21 protein-coding genes are annotated in these 17777 nt (G+C 69.6%); 9 read left to right on the forward strand and 12 right to left on the reverse strand.

What is annotated here, in order from left to right; translation table 11 throughout:
• Positions 1-5 precede the first annotated feature (5 nt).
• Both ACWF0M_RS01705 and ACWF0M_RS01710 read right to left on the reverse strand, forming a co-directional pair.
• The gene (locus ACWF0M_RS01705) at positions 6-647 is read right to left on the reverse strand and encodes a lysoplasmalogenase family protein (RefSeq protein ID WP_452233661.1); all 642 of its coding nucleotides are present in this window, start codon (positions 645-647) and stop codon (positions 6-8) included.
• Between the two features lie 357 nt (positions 648-1004).
• Positions 1005-1865: a LysR family transcriptional regulator gene (locus ACWF0M_RS01710; RefSeq protein ID WP_452233662.1), complete on the reverse strand. Its 861-nt coding sequence runs from the start codon at positions 1863-1865 to the stop codon at positions 1005-1007.
• 73 nt (positions 1866-1938) lie between these two features.
• Between ACWF0M_RS01710 and ACWF0M_RS01715 the strand changes: the two genes are divergently transcribed.
• Positions 1939-3156 (forward strand): MFS transporter, encoded by a 1218-nt coding sequence (locus ACWF0M_RS01715; protein ID WP_452233663.1) that lies wholly within the window; start codon positions 1939-1941, stop codon positions 3154-3156.
• A gap of 44 nt (positions 3157-3200) precedes the next feature.
• Here the strand turns inward: ACWF0M_RS01715 and ACWF0M_RS01720 are convergent, their stop codons facing one another.
• From ACWF0M_RS01720 to ACWF0M_RS01730, 3 genes are read right to left on the reverse strand one after another with little or no spacing between them, the layout of a single operon-like run.
• Complete coding sequence (locus ACWF0M_RS01720) at positions 3201-4019, reverse strand: ABC transporter permease (RefSeq protein ID WP_452233664.1); 819 nt, start codon at positions 4017-4019, stop codon at positions 3201-3203.
• On the reverse strand, positions 3979-4794 hold the full coding sequence (locus tag ACWF0M_RS01725) for an ABC transporter ATP-binding protein (protein WP_452233665.1): 816 nt from the start codon (positions 4792-4794) through the stop codon (positions 3979-3981). Before ACWF0M_RS01725 ends, ACWF0M_RS01720 begins: the two co-directional genes overlap by 41 nt.
• Entirely contained in the window at positions 4791-5252 is a 462-nt protein-coding gene (locus tag ACWF0M_RS01730) for a MarR family winged helix-turn-helix transcriptional regulator (protein WP_452233666.1), read from the reverse strand. Before ACWF0M_RS01730 ends, ACWF0M_RS01725 begins: the two co-directional genes overlap by 4 nt.
• 95 nt (positions 5253-5347) lie before the next feature.
• Between ACWF0M_RS01730 and ACWF0M_RS01735 the strand changes: the two genes are divergently transcribed.
• Together ACWF0M_RS01735 and ACWF0M_RS01740 are read left to right on the forward strand one after the other, a co-directional pair.
• Positions 5348-5791 carry an ester cyclase gene (locus ACWF0M_RS01735; RefSeq protein WP_452233667.1) on the forward strand — a complete coding sequence of 148 codons (444 nt, stop codon included), beginning with the start codon at positions 5348-5350 and terminating at the stop codon, positions 5789-5791.
• Between the two features lie 10 nt (positions 5792-5801).
• Positions 5802-6857 (forward strand): GAF domain-containing protein, encoded by a 1056-nt coding sequence (locus ACWF0M_RS01740; RefSeq protein ID WP_452233668.1) that lies wholly within the window; start codon positions 5802-5804, stop codon positions 6855-6857.
• On the opposite strand, the gene ACWF0M_RS01745 is transcribed toward ACWF0M_RS01740, so the two are convergent.
• On the reverse strand, positions 6832-7017 hold the full coding sequence (locus tag ACWF0M_RS01745; protein ID WP_130385444.1) for a DUF5703 family protein: 186 nt from the start codon (positions 7015-7017) through the stop codon (positions 6832-6834). The genes ACWF0M_RS01740 and ACWF0M_RS01745 overlap by 26 nt on opposite strands.
• An 18-nt stretch (positions 7018-7035) precedes the next feature.
• On the reverse strand, positions 7036-7977 hold the full coding sequence (locus tag ACWF0M_RS01750) for an aldo/keto reductase (protein ID WP_452233669.1): 942 nt from the start codon (positions 7975-7977) through the stop codon (positions 7036-7038).
• Positions 7978-8028: 51 nt separating this feature from the next.
• Here ACWF0M_RS01750 and ACWF0M_RS01755 point away from each other — a divergent pair, with 51 nt between their 5' ends.
• The gene (locus ACWF0M_RS01755) at positions 8029-9081 is read left to right on the forward strand and encodes an LLM class F420-dependent oxidoreductase (protein WP_452233670.1); all 1053 of its coding nucleotides are present in this window, start codon (positions 8029-8031) and stop codon (positions 9079-9081) included.
• Entirely contained in the window at positions 9081-9908 is an 828-nt protein-coding gene (locus tag ACWF0M_RS01760) for an undecaprenyl-diphosphate phosphatase (RefSeq protein WP_452233671.1), read from the forward strand. Before ACWF0M_RS01755 ends, ACWF0M_RS01760 begins: the two co-directional genes overlap by 1 nt.
• On the opposite strand, the gene ACWF0M_RS01765 is transcribed toward ACWF0M_RS01760, so the two are convergent.
• On the reverse strand, positions 9905-10876 hold the full coding sequence (locus ACWF0M_RS01765) for a magnesium and cobalt transport protein CorA (RefSeq protein WP_452233672.1): 972 nt from the start codon (positions 10874-10876) through the stop codon (positions 9905-9907). The two genes, ACWF0M_RS01760 and ACWF0M_RS01765, sit on opposite strands and share 4 nt — an antisense overlap.
• Before the next feature lie 49 nt (positions 10877-10925).
• Between ACWF0M_RS01765 and ACWF0M_RS01770 the strand changes: the two genes are divergently transcribed.
• Genes ACWF0M_RS01770 through ACWF0M_RS01780 form a run of 3 tightly spaced genes read left to right on the forward strand, consistent with a single transcriptional unit; the run spans position 10926 to position 13000 of the window.
• Positions 10926-11621 carry a histidine phosphatase family protein gene (locus ACWF0M_RS01770; protein WP_452233673.1) on the forward strand — a complete coding sequence of 232 codons (696 nt, stop codon included), beginning with the start codon at positions 10926-10928 and terminating at the stop codon, positions 11619-11621.
• A gap of 12 nt (positions 11622-11633) precedes the next feature.
• Complete coding sequence (locus ACWF0M_RS01775; RefSeq protein WP_452233674.1) at positions 11634-12209, forward strand: DUF3090 family protein; 576 nt, start codon at positions 11634-11636, stop codon at positions 12207-12209.
• Positions 12206-13000, forward strand: a complete 795-nt coding sequence (locus ACWF0M_RS01780) for an SCO1664 family protein (RefSeq protein ID WP_452233675.1) — start codon at positions 12206-12208, stop codon at positions 12998-13000. The genes ACWF0M_RS01775 and ACWF0M_RS01780 overlap by 4 nt, the downstream gene beginning before the upstream one ends.
• On the opposite strand, the gene ACWF0M_RS01785 is transcribed toward ACWF0M_RS01780, so the two are convergent.
• Positions 12997-13695, reverse strand: coding sequence for a DUF6882 domain-containing protein (locus tag ACWF0M_RS01785; RefSeq protein WP_452233676.1), 699 nt, complete (start codon positions 13693-13695; stop codon positions 12997-12999). The two genes, ACWF0M_RS01780 and ACWF0M_RS01785, sit on opposite strands and share 4 nt — an antisense overlap.
• Before the next feature lie 102 nt (positions 13696-13797).
• On the opposite strand from ACWF0M_RS01785, the gene mshC reads away from it, so the two are divergent.
• Entirely contained in the window at positions 13798-15018 is a 1221-nt protein-coding gene (gene mshC / locus ACWF0M_RS01790; protein WP_452233677.1) for a cysteine--1-D-myo-inosityl 2-amino-2-deoxy-alpha-D-glucopyranoside ligase, read from the forward strand.
• 55 nt (positions 15019-15073) lie between these two features.
• On the opposite strand, the gene ACWF0M_RS01795 is transcribed toward mshC, so the two are convergent.
• From ACWF0M_RS01795 to ACWF0M_RS01805, 3 genes are all read right to left on the reverse strand, one after another.
• Positions 15074-15970 carry a hypothetical protein gene (locus ACWF0M_RS01795; RefSeq protein ID WP_452233678.1) on the reverse strand — a complete coding sequence of 299 codons (897 nt, stop codon included), beginning with the start codon at positions 15968-15970 and terminating at the stop codon, positions 15074-15076.
• Between the two features lie 10 nt (positions 15971-15980).
• On the reverse strand, positions 15981-16748 hold the full coding sequence (locus ACWF0M_RS01800) for a L,D-transpeptidase (RefSeq protein WP_452233679.1): 768 nt from the start codon (positions 16746-16748) through the stop codon (positions 15981-15983).
• A 112-nt stretch (positions 16749-16860) separates the two neighbouring features.
• The gene (locus ACWF0M_RS01805) at positions 16861-17706 is read right to left on the reverse strand and encodes a PAC2 family protein (protein ID WP_452233680.1); all 846 of its coding nucleotides are present in this window, start codon (positions 17704-17706) and stop codon (positions 16861-16863) included.
• Positions 17707-17777 lie beyond the last annotated feature (71 nt).

A 17777-nucleotide genomic window follows, 5' to 3' on the forward strand; every position in this document is an offset into this window, starting at 1 on the left:
CCGCGTCAACGGCGGTGACCAGTACCGGTCAGATCGTCCTGCCTAGTGGTGACGCCCGAGGTCAGCAAGTACTGGCCGACGGCGTACGTCGACATGGTGAGCGCTCCCCGGCCGGGAAAGTCGCGGCCCGCGAGGCGGAGGGCGATGAGTGCGTCGGAAACGAAAAAGAGCGCTCCACCGAGGCCGCTGCGCGGGTTGTGCCAGCGGGACGCCACCGCCGTTGCTGTCAGCAACAATGCGTAGACGGCGACCGGGACACGCTGGCTGCCGAGACCGGGGGACAGGACGGCGATGAGGGCGGCCCACAGGGCTGCGTACGCCGCGAGCACGCGCCAGGATCGCTGCGTCGGGTTGTTGAGGAACACGGCGAGGTAGCAGGCGTGTGCCGCCGCGAACGCCGCCATGCCCGCGAGCCGGAGATCGGTCTGCAGAAGAAGGTCGCCGGCGGCCGACGCGAGCAGTGCGGCTTGGACGAGCGGCGGGGCGTCCTGCGTGCGCGACCACTGCCAGAGCAGCGGCATCAAGGTGACCTTGCTGGCCTGCTTGAGGATCTTCGCGTCGATGACGATCGCCGCGACCTGCACCACGGTCGCGCCCCAGAACCCCGCCAGTACCCGGCGCCCGTGTGCCAAACGTCCCAGCTTCATGCTCCGAGTCTGCAACACCCCACGATGCGACTCACCGCAGTTCACGACAAGTTCAACGTCACCTGCGGGTCAGCGCATCGCCGCCAACCCAAGGACCTAGAAGGGCGGTGCGTCGTCCGGTGGGCAGGGCGGTTGTTGGGGGAGGGGGCCGCGGGCGGGTGGGACAGTCGTGTAGCGGTGGCCGGTGGGTGCGGTGAGCGTCACGGAACCGTCGGGGTGGGCGAACCGTGCCCGCCCAACCGGTCGCCGTCAATCAGACCGAGCAGCCGCGCCCGCAATCATGGCGACCGAGTCAATCGGACCGAGCAGCGGCCGCGCCCGCGATCATGGCGACCGGGCATTTTCAGGTCGACATAGTTAGGTGAGGTTCAAGGTGGCGCGGAGGTGGGGGAGGTGGGTGATCAGGGGCTTGGGTGGGGTGGGGGTGGTGACTACGGAGAGGGTGAGGCGGTAGTGGAATGGGGCGGGGGTGAGGTGTTCGCCGGGGCGCAGTTCGGTGGCCAGGGCGCTGCGGGGGACGAGGGCGAGGTGGGAGCTGCGGCGGGCCATCGCGACGGTGGTGCTGAGGGTGACGCCGCGGCGCGGGATGGCGCCTTGGGCGGCCAGGCGGGAGTGGATGTCTTCGGCGCCGCGGTCGTACGTGGAGAACGCTATCTGGCGATCTTTCAGGGGCCGCCGGCCGCGGCCGGGTGGGCGGGCGCCGGGCGGGACGAACAGGACGAGTTCGTCACGGCCGACGCGGCGGGCGACGGTGCCGCGGGGGAGCGTCATCTGGTCGGCGATCGCGACGAACGCGGCGTCCATGGTGCCCTCGGCGACGCGTTCGACCAGGAAGTGGCCGTGGTCGACCTGCTGCTGGATCTCCAGGTCAGGCAGGTCGGCGTCGAGGACGGGGAACAGGATCGGCGCGAGGCTGGCGAACGTGCCGATCACGAGGCGCTGCGTGACAGCAGCCGCGCGAGTGGCGTCGTACACCTCCTCGAGGTGGCCGAGGATGTGGTCGGCGCGGCGGCCGAGTTCGGCGCCGGCCGGAGTGGGGCGGGCGCCGCGGGTGTCGCGCTCGAACAGTTTGGTGCCGCAGAGGCGTTCGAGCCGGGCAAGCCGTTGGGAGGCCGAGGGTTGGGAGATGCGGAGCTCGCGAGCCGCGGTGCCGAGGGCGCCCGTACGGATGACGGCCTGGACCAGCCGCAGGTCCTCGACCGATGGTAATGAGGCCATAGGCTGAGCCTATGGCATGCGGGCAAGCTGTACTGGCTACCTGCGGCCTCGGGAAACGCCAAGAATTCCAGGTGTGAAAGCAAGATCCGAAGCGTTGGCGTTGCTGGCGGGCAGCGGTACGGCGGACTTCGCGTTCCGAATCTCTCAGGTCGCGCTGCCCCTGGTGATCCTCCGGGAAACGGGCTCGGTGGCGGCCACTGGACTTGTTGCTGGAGCGGCCGGCGTCCCGGTGTTGCTGTCGCCGTGGTGGGCTCGAAAGGCGCGGCAATGGGTGGATTCGGGGCCGCGGCTCGCGGTCGTGGCGTTGGTGTCCGCGATCGCGCTGGCATCGGTACCGGCGGCGGCCGGGTTGGGGATCTTGTCTCCGGAGTTGCTGATCATGAGCGGGTTGCTGCTCGGGTGCGGCGACGCCCTGTCGAATCCCGGACGGTCGGCATTGCTCGCCGACACCGGCGACCGATGGGGCGCCGGGCGGGCGGTGCAGCTGCTCACCTGGCAGGACGGACTCCGACGCCTGGGGATGCTGATCGGCCCAACCGTCGGTGCGCTGGCAGTGTCGACGGGGCTGACGAACGGGTTGCTGTGGGTCGAGGCCGCGACAGTCGCCGGCGCCGGTTTGCTCGCGTGCAGCGTGCAGGCCGAGCGTGCCCCAGAGGGCGTGGTGACGCCGTCGATCCGCGGCAGTCTGCGCGGACGGCCCGAGGTTGCCTACGGGTGGGTGGTCCGGGGAACGGGATGCGTTACCTGGTTCGCGTTCACGCTGGGGCTGTCTGTGCTGGGGGAGGAGCGCGGGCAGCCGGGGGTCTACCTGGCGGCGGGGATGACCGGGTACGGCGTGGGCTCGCTCGTCGCGACTGCGGTGTCGTTGGCCGTGGTACGGCGTACGCGTCCGGTGGTGACCGCTTCGCTGGCGTGGGCCTGGAGCGGGCTGTGCTGGGTCGGAATGGGGGTCTGGACTACACCGCCCGTGATCGCACTGATGGGCGCCTTGTCGGGCGTGACCGTGGTGATCGGGATCGCGGCGATCTCCGTTCTCATCACCCGCTCGTCAGCCGGCGCGGAGCGACGCGCGTTGCTCTCCGGGCAGAGCGTCGTCGTGAACGCCGGGAGCGCGGCCGGAATGCTCGTCGGTGGACCGATCATCGGCGCGCTCGGAGCCGAGATCGCGCTGATCGGATCGGGACTCGTGACCGCGATAGTCGCCGTACTGGTCCTGCTGCGGTGCCAGACTGCAGGACATGGCAGAGGACCCGTCAGCGATCGCGATCACCACCTTGGCCGAGCGGCCTGAGTACCTGGAGCGGATGCACGAGTTCCATGCACCACGATCGCGCCCTACCGGGCCAGGCGCCCCATGAGAGCGGCGGCCGCGCAGATGCCTGCGATGGCGGCGACGATCAGGACGGTGAAGTCGAGTAGGTAGTTGGTGGGCTGGCCGATCAGGAGACCTCGGAGAGCGCTCACTTCGTAGGTCAGCGGGTTGGCGTGCGACAGCGCGCGCAGCCAGCCGGGCATCACGCTGATCGGATACAGCGCGTTGGACGCGAAGAACAGCGGCATCGTGATCGCCTGGCCGATGCCCATCAGGCGGTCGCGGCGCAGGACCAATCCGGCGATCGTCATCGAGAGGCAGGAGAAGAACGCGGCGCCGAGGACCACGACCGCGAGAACGGCGAGCAACTTCAGCGGATTCCACGTGAGACTGACGCCGAGCAGGGCCGCGACGATGAGAACGACGATCGCCTGGGAGACCGTGCGGACACCGGCGGCGAACGCCTTCCCGGCGACCAGTGCGGAACGCGGGGACGGCGTGACCAGCAACTTCGTAAGAATCCCGGCGTCACGTTCCCAGATGATCTGGATCCCGTAGAAAATGGCCACGAACAGCGCCGACTGCGCGATGATCCCGGGCGCGAGATAGTCGAGGTACGGCACGTTGCCGGTCGGGATCGCCCGGATCCGGCTGAACGTCTGGCCGAAGATCACCAGCCACAGCACCGGCTGGATTGCTCGCGTGATCAGCTCGGTCCGGTCGTGCCGGAGCTTCTGCAGCTCGACGAGACAGAACGTCCCGATGCGCGAGAACAGCCGGAGGACGGCGCGCGGCCGGGAATCAACCCATGCGCTGGGCGGTGCGGCGGGTGCCACGGACATCGCGCAGACCTCCCTTCGCCTGACCTTCGAGGCTTTCGCCGGTGTGGTGCCGGAACACGTCCTCGAGGCTCGCGTCCGGGCCGAGCTCGGCCTTCAACTCGTCCGGCGTACCGACGGCGCGGAGCCGGCCGAGGTGCATCAACGCAACCCGGTCGCAGAGGAGGTCGGCCTCTTCCATGTAGTGCGTGGTGAGCAGCACGGTCATCCCGTACCGCTCCTGCATCTCCTGCACCCGCGCCCACACCGAGTCCCGCGCCACCGGATCGAGCCCGACCGTCGGCTCGTCCAGTACGAGCAGCGCGGGCCGGTTGACCAGCGCCTGCGCGAGTTCGAGCCGCCGCACCATGCCGCCGGAGTACGTCGACGCGAGCCGGTCGGCGGCGTCGGTGAGGTCGACGATCTCCAGTACCTCGGCCACCCGAACGGCCCGTTCGCGCCGCGGTACGTCGAACAATCGCGCGAACCAGGAAACGTTCTCTCGTCCGGAGAGCGCTCCCTCGATGGACAGCTGTTGCGGGACGTACCCGAGCAAACGCCGTACGGACATCGCGTCGGTGTGGACGTCGAGGCCGAAGACGCGGACTGTCCCGGACTGCGGTGGGTAGAGCGTGTTCAGCACCCGCAGCGTTGTCGTCTTGCCGGCGCCGTTGGGGCCGAGCAGGCCGAAGCATTCGCCAGGGGAGACGGTCAGGTCGAGATCGTCGACCGCGACGTGGTCGCCGAACCGATGACTCAGCCCGGTGACCTCCACCGCCGGCGCGGGTTCCGCACTCATACGCGCTCCCTCTCCTGCTCCATGGGATGCAGCCGTTCGGCCAGTACGGCGAGAACGGGTAACGCCGATCTCAACGCCGCACGGTCCTCCGCGGTCAGATCGTCGAGAGTCCGGGTGACGAGCGCCGTACGGCGATCGCGCCAGGCCTCGACCTGTTCGCGGGCCGGCTCCGTCAGCGTCAACCGCGCGACCCGGCGATCGGACTCGTCGGGGGAGCGCTGCAGCAGGCCGCGCTCGGTGAGCTGGCCGACGAGCGTCGACACGGTGTTCGCGACCAGGCCGAGCTCGGCCGCGGCCTCGGCGACCGAAATGCCCGGGTTGCGGCGGACGGTCCGGACCAACTCGGCCTGCGAGTCGGAGAGTGCGGACAGCGGGAACGGCCGCCCGACGGATCGGCGCAGGTGCCGCCGCACCAGCCCGACCGCCGCGAGCAGCTCTTCGGCGAGAACCTCGGTCACAGATCGAGAATACCTCTGTTGCAGAGATAAATCACCGACAGAACCCCAACTAGTGGGGGTACGACGCCGCCTCGGGCGGGCGCAGCATCGGGGACATGAGTACAACAGCAAGCAACGGAACAGAGCGCAACAAGGCCGTCGTCAAGGACTTCATCGACGGTCTGTTCACCAAGGGGGATCTCGGTGCCGTGGACACGTACCTGGCCGAGGACTTCATCAACCACGACCCGCCGTTCGGTGTCACGCCGGACCGCGAGGGCATGCGGACGGCGGCGAGCATGATGCGGGCGGCGTTCCCGGACTGGCACAGCGAGCTGCATGCGCTGATCGCGGAGGGCGATGTCGTCGTCGAGCGGTTCACGGCCGGCGGGACGCACCGCGGTGAGGTGATGGGGGTGCAGGCGACCGGGAAGCCGATCAGCCTGCCGGGCATCAACATCTTCCGGCTCCGCGACGGTCTGATCGTGGAGCGCTGGGGGCTGCTCGACGATCTCGGCTTTCTCACGCAGCTCGGCCTGGCCGGTTCAGTACCGGCGTAGCATCGCGACCATGGGGGTGGGGGATCGCCTCGACGTGCTGATCCAGCGCTGCGACGCAGGACTGGATGCCGATCAGTTGCGCTCCGAGGCGCTCGCTCGGCTGCGGGGCGTGCTGACGGTCGACGCGGCGTTCTTCGCGACGGTGGATCCGGCGACGATCCTGTTCACGTCGGTGCTGGTCGACGAGCCGCTCGGCGCGGTCACCGGACAGTTCATCGCGAACGAGTTCGGGCAGGACGACGTGAACAAGTTCGCCGTACTCGCCGGCGGGCCGGAGCCGGTCGGGACGCTGGCGAGGGCGACGCGGGGGGACTGGCGGAGCAGTCCGCGGTACGTCGAGGTGATGCGGCCGCTCGGCCTGGGTGACGAGTTACGGGCCGCCTTGATGTCGAACGGCCGGTGCTGGGGCGTCCTCTGCCTGCACCGGGAGGACGCCGACGCGGGATTCTCCGAGCACGAGATCCAGCTGGTACGGCGATTGGCGCCGCATCTCGGCGAGGGACTACGCCGAGGACTCCGGGCCGGCCCGGCCGAGGTCGCGAGGACCGTGATGGGGGCGGAACCAGCCGGCCGGTCGGGCACCGGGCCAGGGGTTGTGGTGCTTGACGCGGCCCTGCGGGTCGAGTCCGTCAGCGTGGAGGCGGAGTACTGGCTTGATGAGCTTGGTGATCCGGGGGAGTTGCCGGTGGCGGTGCGGTCGGTGGCTGCGCGGATGCAGGTCGACCGGGCCACGACCCGGCTGAAGGTCAGGACGCGCCGGGGTGAGTGGCTCGAGCTGCAGGCGTCCAGGCTCGGAGAGAACGGGCAGACGGCGGTCGTCATCGAGCCGGTGGCCCCGGCTCAGCTGGGATCCTTGCTCCTCGATCTGCACGGGCTGACACCGGCTCAGCAGCGGGTGACCGAGTTGCTGCTGCGTGGGTACTCGACGCGGCAGATCGTCGAGCGGTTGTGCCTGTCGCCGCACACCGTGCAGGAGCATGTACGGGCGTCATTCGACAAGGTCGGCGTCGGCAGCCGACGGGAGCTGGTAACCGTCCTGCTCAGAGGGTCCGCATCACGCGGATGATGCGGCGGCGCAACCACACGCGTCGTGATCCGTCCGGATAGCGACGCAGACGGGCCAACTCCCACCCGCCGTACTCCGCGTGTTCGGTGAGCAGTTTGCGCACCGCACCGCGGGACTCCGTCCTGGACACCTCGAACTGCTGCAGTTCGTATTCGGCCATCCACACCTCCAACAACCCTCAGGAAACATCCTCCAGCGCCGCCGCGATGGCCGGCGGCACTGTGAGCTCCTCCACACCCAGTACCGACTTCAGTTGCAGTGCCGTCCGGGCCCCGACGATGGCCGCCGACACTCCCGGCCGGTCCCGCACCCAGGTCAGTGCCACCTCGAGCGGGGTCCAGCCGAGCCCGTCGGCGGCTCGTGCGACCGCTTCCACGATGCCTGAAGCGCGCGCATCGAGGTAGGGGTCGACGAATCTGGACAGATGTTGAGACGCCGCCCGGGAGTCGGCGGGGATACCCGTGCGGTACTTTCCGGTCAGCACGCCCCGCCCGAGCGGCGACCAGGCGAGGACCCCGATCCCGAGGCCGGCGGCCGCACGGATCGCATCCATTTCGGCGTCCCGGGCGAGCAGCGAGTACTCGACCTGGTTGGAGACCGGGACCGCGCGGCCCGGCCACGCCTGCTGCCAGGTGACGGCGCGGGCGGCCTTCCAGCCGGCGTAGTTCGAAATGCCGACGTACCGCACCTTGCCGGAGCTGACGGCGTGGTCGAGCGCGGAGAGCGTTTCCTCCAGCGGCACGTCGTCGGACCAGGTGTGCAGCTGCCAGAGGTCGATGTGGTCGACGTTCATCCGGCGCAGCGAGCCCTCGAGATCGCGCAGCAGCGCGCCGCGGGAGGTGTCGGTGATCCGCTCGCCCCGGCGGACGCTGAACCCGGCCTTGGTCGCGATCACCAGGTCGTCGCGGTCCACCACGTCGCCGATCAGCGACCCGATCAGCTGCTCGCTGTCGCCGTCGCCGTACGCCGCGGCGGTGTCGATCAGCGTGCCGCCGGCGGACACGAACGCGGCGAGCTGCTCGCGCGCTTCGTGCTCGTCGGTGTCCCGGCCCCACGACATGGTGCCCAGCCCGAGCCTGCTCACCGCCAGTCCACTGTGACCGAGATAGCGCTGCTGCATGGACCGAGCCTATTGCGGCCCACCGACAACGGCTCGCTAGGCTCGCCAGTCATGCGACTCGGACTCAACATCGGCTTCGTGTACGGCGGCGACGACCATCTGGACCACTTGAGGCTGGTCAAGGAGGCCGAGGCGCTCGGTTTCTCGGTCACCTGGGCCGCGGAGGCGTACGGCTCGGACGCCGCGACCCTGCTCAGCTGGATCGCGGCCCAGACCACCACCATCGACGTCGGCGCCGCGGTCTTCCAGATCCCGGCCCGGACGCCGGCGATGACTGCGATGACGGCGGCCACCCTGGACCGGCTGTCGAACGGCCGTTTCCGGCTCGGTCTCGGCGTGTCCGGGCCGCAGGTTTCGGAGGGCTGGCACGGCGTCCGGTTCTCTCAGCCTCTGCTCAGGACCCGTGAGTACGTTGACATCGTGAACTCGGCCATGCGGCGCGAGACGGTCGCGTACGAGGGCAAGTACTTCACGCTGCCGCTGCCCGACGGACCGGGCAAGGCGCTGAAACTGACCGTGCGGCCGATCCGCGACCACGTGCCGGTGTACCTTGCCGCGGTCGGCCCGAAGAACCTCGAGCTGGCCGGTGAGATCGCCGACGGCTGGCTCGGGATCCTCAACGACCCAGGCTTCCTTGGAGAGCAGTTGAACCACATCAAGACGGGCCGTGCGGTCCGTGAGAAGGACCTCGACGGCTTCGACGTCGTGGTCACCACGCCGCTGATGACCGGTGACGACATCGAGGCGGCGGCCGACCCGGTCCGTGGGTACGCCGCGCTGTACATCGGCGGCATGGGCAGCCGGGACAAGAACTTCTACAATGCCCTGGCGGTCCGGATGGGGTACGCCGAGGAGGCGAAGGAGATCCAGGATCTCTACCTGGACAAGAAGCACCGCGAGGCGATGGCCGCCGTACCGCTGGGGTTCCTGGACTCGATCTCGCTGCTCGGCGGCAAGGAGCGGATGGCCGACAAGCTCACGGCGTACGCCGAGGCCGGGGCGACGACGGTCGCGCTGACGCCGTTCGCGTCCACCGTCGAGCAGCGGATCGCCGACCTGCGGACCGCCGCCGAGGCGCTGGACCTGTCCGGAGTCGGCAACTGATGACGATCTGGGACTCCATCATCCTCGGCATCGTCGAGGGCCTGACCGAATTCCTGCCGGTCTCCAGCACCGGGCACCTGACGATCGTGTCGAAGATGCTCGGGCTGAAGATCGACGACCCGTCGATCACCGGGTTCACCGCGGTGATCCAGGTCGGCGCGATCGCTGCCGTCGTCCTGTACTTCTGGAAGGACATCGCGCGGATCGCCGTCGCCTGGGTTCGCGGCCTCGCGAAGCCCGAGCACCGCGGCGAGTTCGACCACCGGATGGGCTGGTACGTGATCGTCGGCTCGGTGCCGATCGGGATCGTCGGCTTCCTCGCCAAGGATCTGATCTCCGGGCCGCTGCGGAGTCTGTGGTGGGTGGCCGGGGCACTGATCGCCTGGTCGTTCGTCATGGTCGCGGCCGAGCGGTTCGGCAGCAAGTCCCGGCCGCTGACCCGGATCACCTTCCTGGACGCGCTCGTGATGGGGCTGGTCCAGTGCCTGGCGCTGATTCCCGGTGTGTCGCGCTCCGGCGCATCGATCTCGGCCGGTCTGTTCCGCGGCCTCGATCGGGTCGCGGCGACCCGGGTCTCGTTCCTGCTCGGTATCCCGGCGCTGGCCGGCGCAGGTGTCTACGAGCTCAAGGACGCCCTGCACGGCACCGTCGGGGCAGTGCCTCTGCTGGTCGGTACGGTGGTGAGCTTCGTGGTCGCGTACGTGTCGATCGCGTGGCTGCTGCGGTTTGTCGTCAAGCACTCGATCTCGCTGTTCGCGTTCTACCGCGTGCTGCTCGGCATCGTGCTGCTCATCCTGCTCGCGACCAGCACGATCACCGCAACCTAGAGCCAGCCGACCTTCCGGAAGAAGCGGTACATGGTGACGCAGACCAGCGCCATCAGCAGGAGGATCCCGTAGTACCCGAAGTGCCAGCGGAGCTCCGGCATGTTGTCGAAGTTCATGCCGTAGATACCGGCCAGCATCGTCGGTACGGCGGCGATCGCGACCCAGGCGGAGATCTTGCGCATGTCGTCGTTCTGCTGGACCGAGACGCGGGCGAGGTGCGCGTTCAGCGCGGACGTGAGCAGGGTGTCGATCGCCTCGGCCTGGTCGGAGACCCGGCTGAGGTGGTCGGCCACGTCGCGGAAGAACGGGCTCGCCTTCGGGCCGAGCCCGGCCACCCCGTGCGCGAACTGCTCCATCGGCTCCCGCAACGGGTCGATCGCGCGGCGCATCTCGAGCACCTCGCGCTTCAGCCGGTAGATCCGCTCCGCGTCGCTGGTCCGCTCAGGCGAGAACACCGACGACTCGATCTCGTCGACGTCGATCTCGACCTGCTCCGCGACCCGCTCGTAGTCGTCCACGATCGCGTCCGAGATCGCCCACAGCACGGCGGCCGGGCCGTGCCCGAGCATCGAGGCGCGCTCCTCGAGCGAGTGCCGCGTGGTCGCGAGTTCGCCGCCTTCCCCGTGCCGGACCGTCACGACGTACCGCGGTCCGACGAAGGCCGTCACCTGACCCGTCTCGACGGCGTCGCCCTCGTCGACGTACCAGAGGGTCCGCAGTACGACGAGCAGCGTGTCGCCGAACCGCTCGACCTTGGGCCGCTGGTGGAGCTGCAACGCGTCCTCGATGGCGAGATCATGCAGGCCGAACAGCCGCTGCACCCGCGCCATCTCGGCGGCCGACGGCTCGTGCAGCCCGATCCAGCCGAAGCTGTCGCCGCTCTCGTCGATGGCCTGGGCAACCGTCTCGGGATCCTTGGGCAGGTCCTGCCGCTCCCCGGCGGCATACACCCCGCAGTCCACGATCACGACCCCATCATGGCATCACGACTTGCGTGGACCGGATAACGTGCACACCATGCCCACCGTGATTCTCGTTCGCCACGGTCGTAGTTCCGCGAACACGTCCGGCACGCTGGCGGGTCGTACGCCGGGCGTGAAGCTGGACGATGCCGGCGTACAGCAGGCCGCGGCGGTCGCGCAGCGCCTGGCCGAGCTGCCGCTGGCCGCGATCGTCACCTCCCCGCTCGAGCGCTGCAGGCAGACCGCCGCGGCGATCGCGAAGCACCACGCCGGGTTGCGTCCGGCAACGGATCGGCGGCTGACCGAGTGCGGGTACGGCGACTGGACCGGGAAGACGATCGCCACGCTGGCGAAGGACCCGCTGTGGGCCGTGGTGCAGCAGCACCCGTCCGCGGTCACGTTCCCGAACGGCGAGTCGATGCGGGGGATGCAGCAGCGCGCGGTCGACGCGGTCCGGGCGCACGACGCGGCGCTCGCGAAAAGCCACGGGAACAACGCGATCTGGGTCGCGGTCTCGCACGGCGACGTGATCAAGGCGATCGTCGCGGACGCCCTCGGTCAGCACCTGGACACGTTCCAGCGGATCGTCGTGGACACCGCGTCGACGACGATCATCACCTACACCGCGACCCGCCCGTTCCTGGTCCGGCTGAACGACTCCGGCAGCGAGCTGGCCTCGCTGATCCCTAAGCCGTCAGCGAAAGGCAAGCCCAAGAAGCAGTCGTCCGACGCTGTCGTCGGCGGACGGTAATAGGGTCTAGACATGGCGCGAGTTGTGCATTCCTTCGACGACCCCGAGCGGTTCGTCGCCGGCACCGTGGGGGAACCCGGTGCCAGGACGTTCTTCCTGCAGGCCCGGGCGGGGCACCGGCTGACGTCGGTGGCGTGCGAGAAGGAACAGGTGATGGCGCTCGCGGAGCGGCTCGACGTGATGCTGGACGAGGTCGCCCGGCGCTTCGACCGCGACCCGGTCGCGCAGACCGCGGGGGACGACACCGCGCCGCTCGAGCAGCCGATCGAGGAGGAGTTCCGGGCCGGCACCATGACGCTGGCGTGGGAGGCCGACGCCGAGCGGGTGGTGATCGAGGTGTTCGCGGTCGTCACCGGCGAGCAGGCCGACCTGGAGGAGACCGACCCGGTCGCCGCCGCGATCGAGTCCGACGACGCCGAGGTCTTCATCGTCCGGATCACCGAGGAGCAGGCCCGGGCGTTCGCCCGGCGGGCGGTCGCGCTGGTCGCGTCCGGACGCCCGAGCTGCCCGTTCTGCGGCCGGCCGATCGACGCCGACGGCCACATCTGCCCGCGGGCCAACGGCTACCGCAGGCACCTGCCGGAATGACGATCGATCCGGAGCTCCTGGCTCTAGGGGAGCTGTCGTTGCACGGTCGCCTCGTGGCCGCCTCGAACGGCACCTATCAGGGCTCGGTCAGCCTGGCCGGCGAGACCGCCACGGTCGTCTACAAGCCGATCGAGGGGGAGCGGCCGCTGTGGGACTTCCCCGACGGCACGCTCGCCCAGCGCGAGTTCGCGGCGTACGTCGTGTCCGAGGCACTCGGCTGGTCGATCGTGCCGCCGACGCTGCTGCGCGACGGGCCGCTCGGCGAAGGCATGGTCCAGTTGTGGATCGACGAGGCCGAGCTCGGACCGGGGGAGACCGAACTGGTCGACATCGTGCCGCAGGGCCGCGTGCCCGACGGATGGGTCGGTGTCCTGGACGCGCTCGACGGCCGCCACAACCCGGTCACGCTCGTGCACGCCGACAACGACGCGCTGCGGCGGATGGCCGTGTTCGATGCCGTGGTCAACAATGCCGACCGCAAGGGCGGCCACGTGCTGAACCCGGGCGACGGCCGGGTGTACGGCGTGGACCACGGCGTCACGTTCAACGCCGACGGCAAGCTCCGTACGGTCCTGTGGGGCTGGGCCGGCGATCCGATCCCGCCCGCCCTGCTGGACGACGTACGGCGGCTCGCGGATCAGCTGGCCGGGGGCCTCGGGCAACAACTGTGTGAGCTCGTCACCGCCGTCGAGCTGACCGCGACCCGGGAACGCTGCTCGACGCTGCTCAAGACCGGGACGTTCCCGTACCCGAGCGACGAGTGGCCCGCGATCCCCTGGCCGGCCTTCTAGGATCGTGCCTGGACGCTGATGTTGCCGAGTCGGCCCTGGGCGTCGAACTCGGCGAGGAGAGTGCGGCCGTCGGGCGTTGTACTGCGGATGGCTTCAGGAGTTTCGTCGTACTGCAGCCCGAAGTGGTGGAAGTAGCCGCGGACGACCTGTCGGTGGTCGGCGGGGAAGACGCTGATCGCGGTCATCAGCAGGCGCGGCGTGGCGATCGCGTCGAACCCGGCCTGCGGCAGTTGCTCGTCGGCGACGTGCAGGTACACGTGCCCCTGGCCCTCGTTGATCGCGGTCGACCAGACGCCGCGGCCGCCGAGGACGGAGCCGGCGGTGATCGCGAGCGTGATCGCCGCCTGGGCGGGCTGCTCGAAGCCGCTCAGATCCGGGCTGTCGGTGATGAACTCGCCGATCCCGTGCCGCTCACCGAACTCGCGGATCGCGAGCGTCGAGGCGACCGCGGGCGCGTCCGGCCCGAAGCCTGGGTTCGCCCAGCCCCACAGCCAGGTCCGGTCGAGTTCGGAGAAGCTGCCGAGCAGCGAGATCCCGTGGAGTACGCCGCGCTCACCGCCGAGCGTCCGGGCGTCGAGATCGGCCTGCAGCGAGTCCGGTCCGACCACCTCGTTGAACAGGTCCTGCTGCTGGATCGCAGCGGCGGCGATCCAGCCGCCGTACGACTGGAGCTCGGGACTGAAGTCTGCACTCATCGCCCGCGAGGCTATCCGGAGGCGGGGTGCATACCCGCGCGCAGACCACGGAGTGGAACCGTGTCGCGTCATTGAAAATCGGACTGGCATAAGCTCCGACACATGCAGGCGTGGACTCAACCAGACATCCCGGTCGTACCCGGGCCGGCCCGGCGGCTACGCCTCTACGACACCGCCTCGCGCGGCCTGGTCGAGGTGCCGCCCAGCGAGAACGGTCCGGCCCGGATGTACGTCTGCGGCATCACGCCGTACGACGCGACGCACATGGGCCACGCCGCGACGTACGTCACGTTCGACCTGATCAACCGCCTCTGGCGGGACGCCGGGTACGACGTGTCGTACACCCAGAACATCACCGACGTCGACGATCCGCTGCTGGAGCGCGCGACCGCGACCGGCGTCGAGTGGACCGACCTCGCAGCGCGCGAGATCCAGCTGTTCCGCGAGGACATGACCGCGCTGCGGGTGATTCCGCCGCAGCACTACATCGGCGTGGTCGAGTCGATCGACCTGGTAGCGAGCGCGGTCGAGGACGTCCGTCGCGCCGGGGCGGTGTACTCCGTCGACGGCGACCTGTACTTCGCCGTGAAGGCGGATCCGGCGTTCGGCGGCGTGTCCAACTACGACCGCGACACGATGCGGGAGCTGTTCGCGGAGCGCGGCGGCGACCCGGACCGCGAGGGCAAGCAGGACCCGCTGGACAGCCTGCTGTGGCGGCACGAGCGGCCGGGGGAGCCCGCCTGGGACTCGGCGCTCGGCCGCGGCCGGCCGGGGTGGCATGTGGAGTGTTCGGCGATCGCGCTGAAGTACCTCGGGATGTCGTTCGACGTCCAGGGCGGCGGCTCGGACCTGATCTTCCCGCACCACGAGATGTCCGCGAGCGGCGCACAGGTCGCGACGGGGCAGCATCCGTTCGCGCGCGCCTACGTACATCAGGCGATGGTCGGCCTCGACGGCGAGAAGATGTCGAAGTCCAAGGGCAACCTGGTGCTGGTGTCGAAGGAACGGCTCGCAGGCGAGGACCCGATGGCGATCCGCCTCGCACTGCTCGCCCGCCACTACCGCACCGACTGGTTCTGGGCAGACTCCGACCTGACCGACGGACAGGCCCGGCTCGAGCGGTGGCGTGCAGCCGTGGCGCGGGACGCCGGGCCGGACGGTGCGGCCGCGGTCGACGCCGTACGGGCGGCACTCACCAACGACCTGGACTCCGCCGGCGCGCTGGCAGCCGTCGACGAGTGGGCGGCAACCGACGGCGACGACCCGCAGGCCCCCGCGCTCGTCGCCCAAGCCGTCGACGCCCTGCTCGGCGTCAAGCTCTAACCCGTTACGTCCGAAGATCTGAGGGTGATCGCCCACAGATCTTCGGACGTAAGGGTCAGCCGGTGACCGGGTGGTGGGTTTTGACCGGGGTCGGGACGGGGGCGGCCGGCGGGGTGTTGACCTGGGCCGGCGCCTCGTGGTCCGGCTGCGGTTGCGGCTTGGGCTTCGGCTTGGTGGCGGCCGGCTTGGCGCAGGTGGCCGACGCGAGGTTGATGACCTCGGTCCCGCCGCCCAAGTTGATGCTCAGGCCGGTGATCGTGAACGCACCGTCGGAGTGCTTGCCCTGACTGTTGACCGTGATGCTCGCCAGCGGGTTGGACGGCAGGGACGCGCTCTGCTTCGTCGTCGGCAGCTTGATGGTCTGGCCGAGCAGCGTCAGCGAACCGATGTCGACGCCGCCGGTGTCGCCGGAGCACCAGACGTTCAGCGAGTCGATGCCGAGCAGCGACTTCGGCGGGTTGAGCAGCAGGTTGCACAGGTCCGGCAGGTTCTTGACCGGCAGGTCCTTGGTGCTCAGCTTCGGCAACGGCAGGCCGAGGTCGGGCAACGCGATGTCCGGGAGCGGCAGGTTGTCCGCACCGGTCTTCGGCAGCGTGGCGCACTGCTGCTTCAGCTCCGGCGGGATCGTCACCTGGCTCAGGATGTCGGGGCCGACGACGACGTCGAACAGCTCGACCGAGGCCGAGTCGTTGCCCGCGGTCGCCGTACCGGCCCGGACCGAGATCAGCGGGTTCTTCGGGAGCTCGAGCGCGGAAGTCGTCTGCCGCTTGCCGTCCAGCGATTCGGCGTACGGCGTCTTCGGGATCGGCACCTGGCCTTCGGCGCTCACGGCGTACGCCGAGGACGGGCGGGCCGCCGCGTTGCCGACGGGGGCGCTCGCGACCAGGCTGAACGTCACGACGCCCGCCACGGCCGCGGCCGTCAGCACGGTCGGAGTCAACTGTCGTCGCATCGGAATCTCCTTATAAGCTGTCGATCAGGACGAGCGTCCCGAGCGGAACCTTCTGCAGGTGGGCGAGGGCGGTCTTCGGCACCCGGACGCAGCCCGCGCTGATCGCAGCGCCGAAGACGTGCGGATTCGGCCAGCCGTGGATCGCGACCGTACCAGGTCCGCCACCGAACGTGTCCAAGGTGGGACTGTGCGCACCCAACGGCAGCACGATCGGCGACGCCGAGCGCTTGTGGTCGATGATCGAGCCGAGCAGGAACGTCCGCCCGGGCGGCGTCGGCGTCTTCGTCGCGCCGACCCCGGCCTTCCAGGTGCCGAGACTCTTGTTGTTCTCGAACAGCTCGAGCGTCCGCGCACTGGTGTGGACGCGGATCAGGTACGACGAAGTGGCCCGGTCGAGCCCTTCGTCCTGGAGCCAGCCGGTGGACCGGTTCGGCTTGGAGGGGAGCAGGACCCGGACCCAGCCGTCGGTCTGCTCCACCACCGGCAGCCAGGTCGGACCGAACTGGGTCGGGCCGATCTTGCCGAACGCGTCCGCGTCCGGGGCGCTGTAGAGCGCGGCCTCGGCCCGCGGGTGCACGACGATCCCGGTGGACCCGGCGAACGGCTCGGCGTCGAGCGGGGCGGTGGTGATCGTCGTCGAGGTCGTCGAGGCCGTCAGTGTGGTGAGGTCGACGGTCTCGTGCTTCTTGTTGCCGAGGATCCCGACCGTGGCGACCACCCCGAGCAGCACGAGCACGGCCAGCGCAGGCACCGAGCTGCCGCCTCGCTCGTCGCGCATCCGATTGCTCCCCGTGGTCCCGGTGACGGCACGCCGTCACCCCCCAGTAGTCCGGTCGAATATAAACCCACTGGTAACAACGGTCTACACCTCGGGCCGTTACGGGGGAGCGCTAGTCGCCGTGGTTCTTGTTGCGGCGTTTGAGGTAGCGCTCGAACTCGGCGGCGATCGCCTCGCCGGTGGCCTCAGGGAGGTCGGCCGTGTCGCGCTGCTCCTCCAGCGAGTGCACGTACTCCGCGACCTCGGGGTCCTCTTCGCTGAGCTCGTCCGCGCCACGCTGCCAGGCCCGCGCGAGCTCCGGCAGGTCACCTTCGGGCATGGCCATGTCGAGGAGCGCCTCGATCTTGCCGAGCAGCGCCAGCGACGCCTTCGGGCACGGCGTACCCGCGATGTAATGCGGGATCGCGGACCAGATCGACACCGCCGGCACGCCGAGCGTGGTGCACAGGTCGGCGAAGACACCGGTGATTCCGGTGGGGCCTTCGTATGTCGACGGCTCCAGGCTCCACGCCGCGGTCAGCTCCTCGTCGGACGAGGTCGCCGAGACCGGGATCGGACGGGTGTGCGGGGAGTCCGCGAGCAGGGCGCCGAGGACGACGACGAGCTGCGCGTTCGACTCGTCGACGATCTCCAGCAGCTCCCGCGAGAACGCCCGCCAGCGCATGTTCGGCTCGACGCCGCGGATCAGCAGCACGTCCCGGCCGGTGTCGTCCGGACGGGCTACGTAGATCCGGGTGGTCGGCCAGGTCAGGTGCCGTCCGCCGTCCTCGTCGAGGCCGACCCGGGGACGGTTGACCTGGTAGTCGTAGTAGTCCTCGGGGTCGATCGCCGTGACGAGCTCGGCCTCCCACTCGTCGATCAGGTGGTCGACCGCTCCGGTGGCCGCCTCGGCCGCGTCGTTCCAGCCCTCGAACGCGGCGATCACGACCGGGTCCCTCAGGTTCGCGAGATCAACCACTCGCAGGCTCCCTGTCGTCTCTTGTAGCCAATCCGGACTGCAAGCCTACGTGCTCGCCGCTCGGCACGCTC

The sequence above is a fragment of the Kribbella sp. NPDC055110 genome (assembly GCF_053607525.1).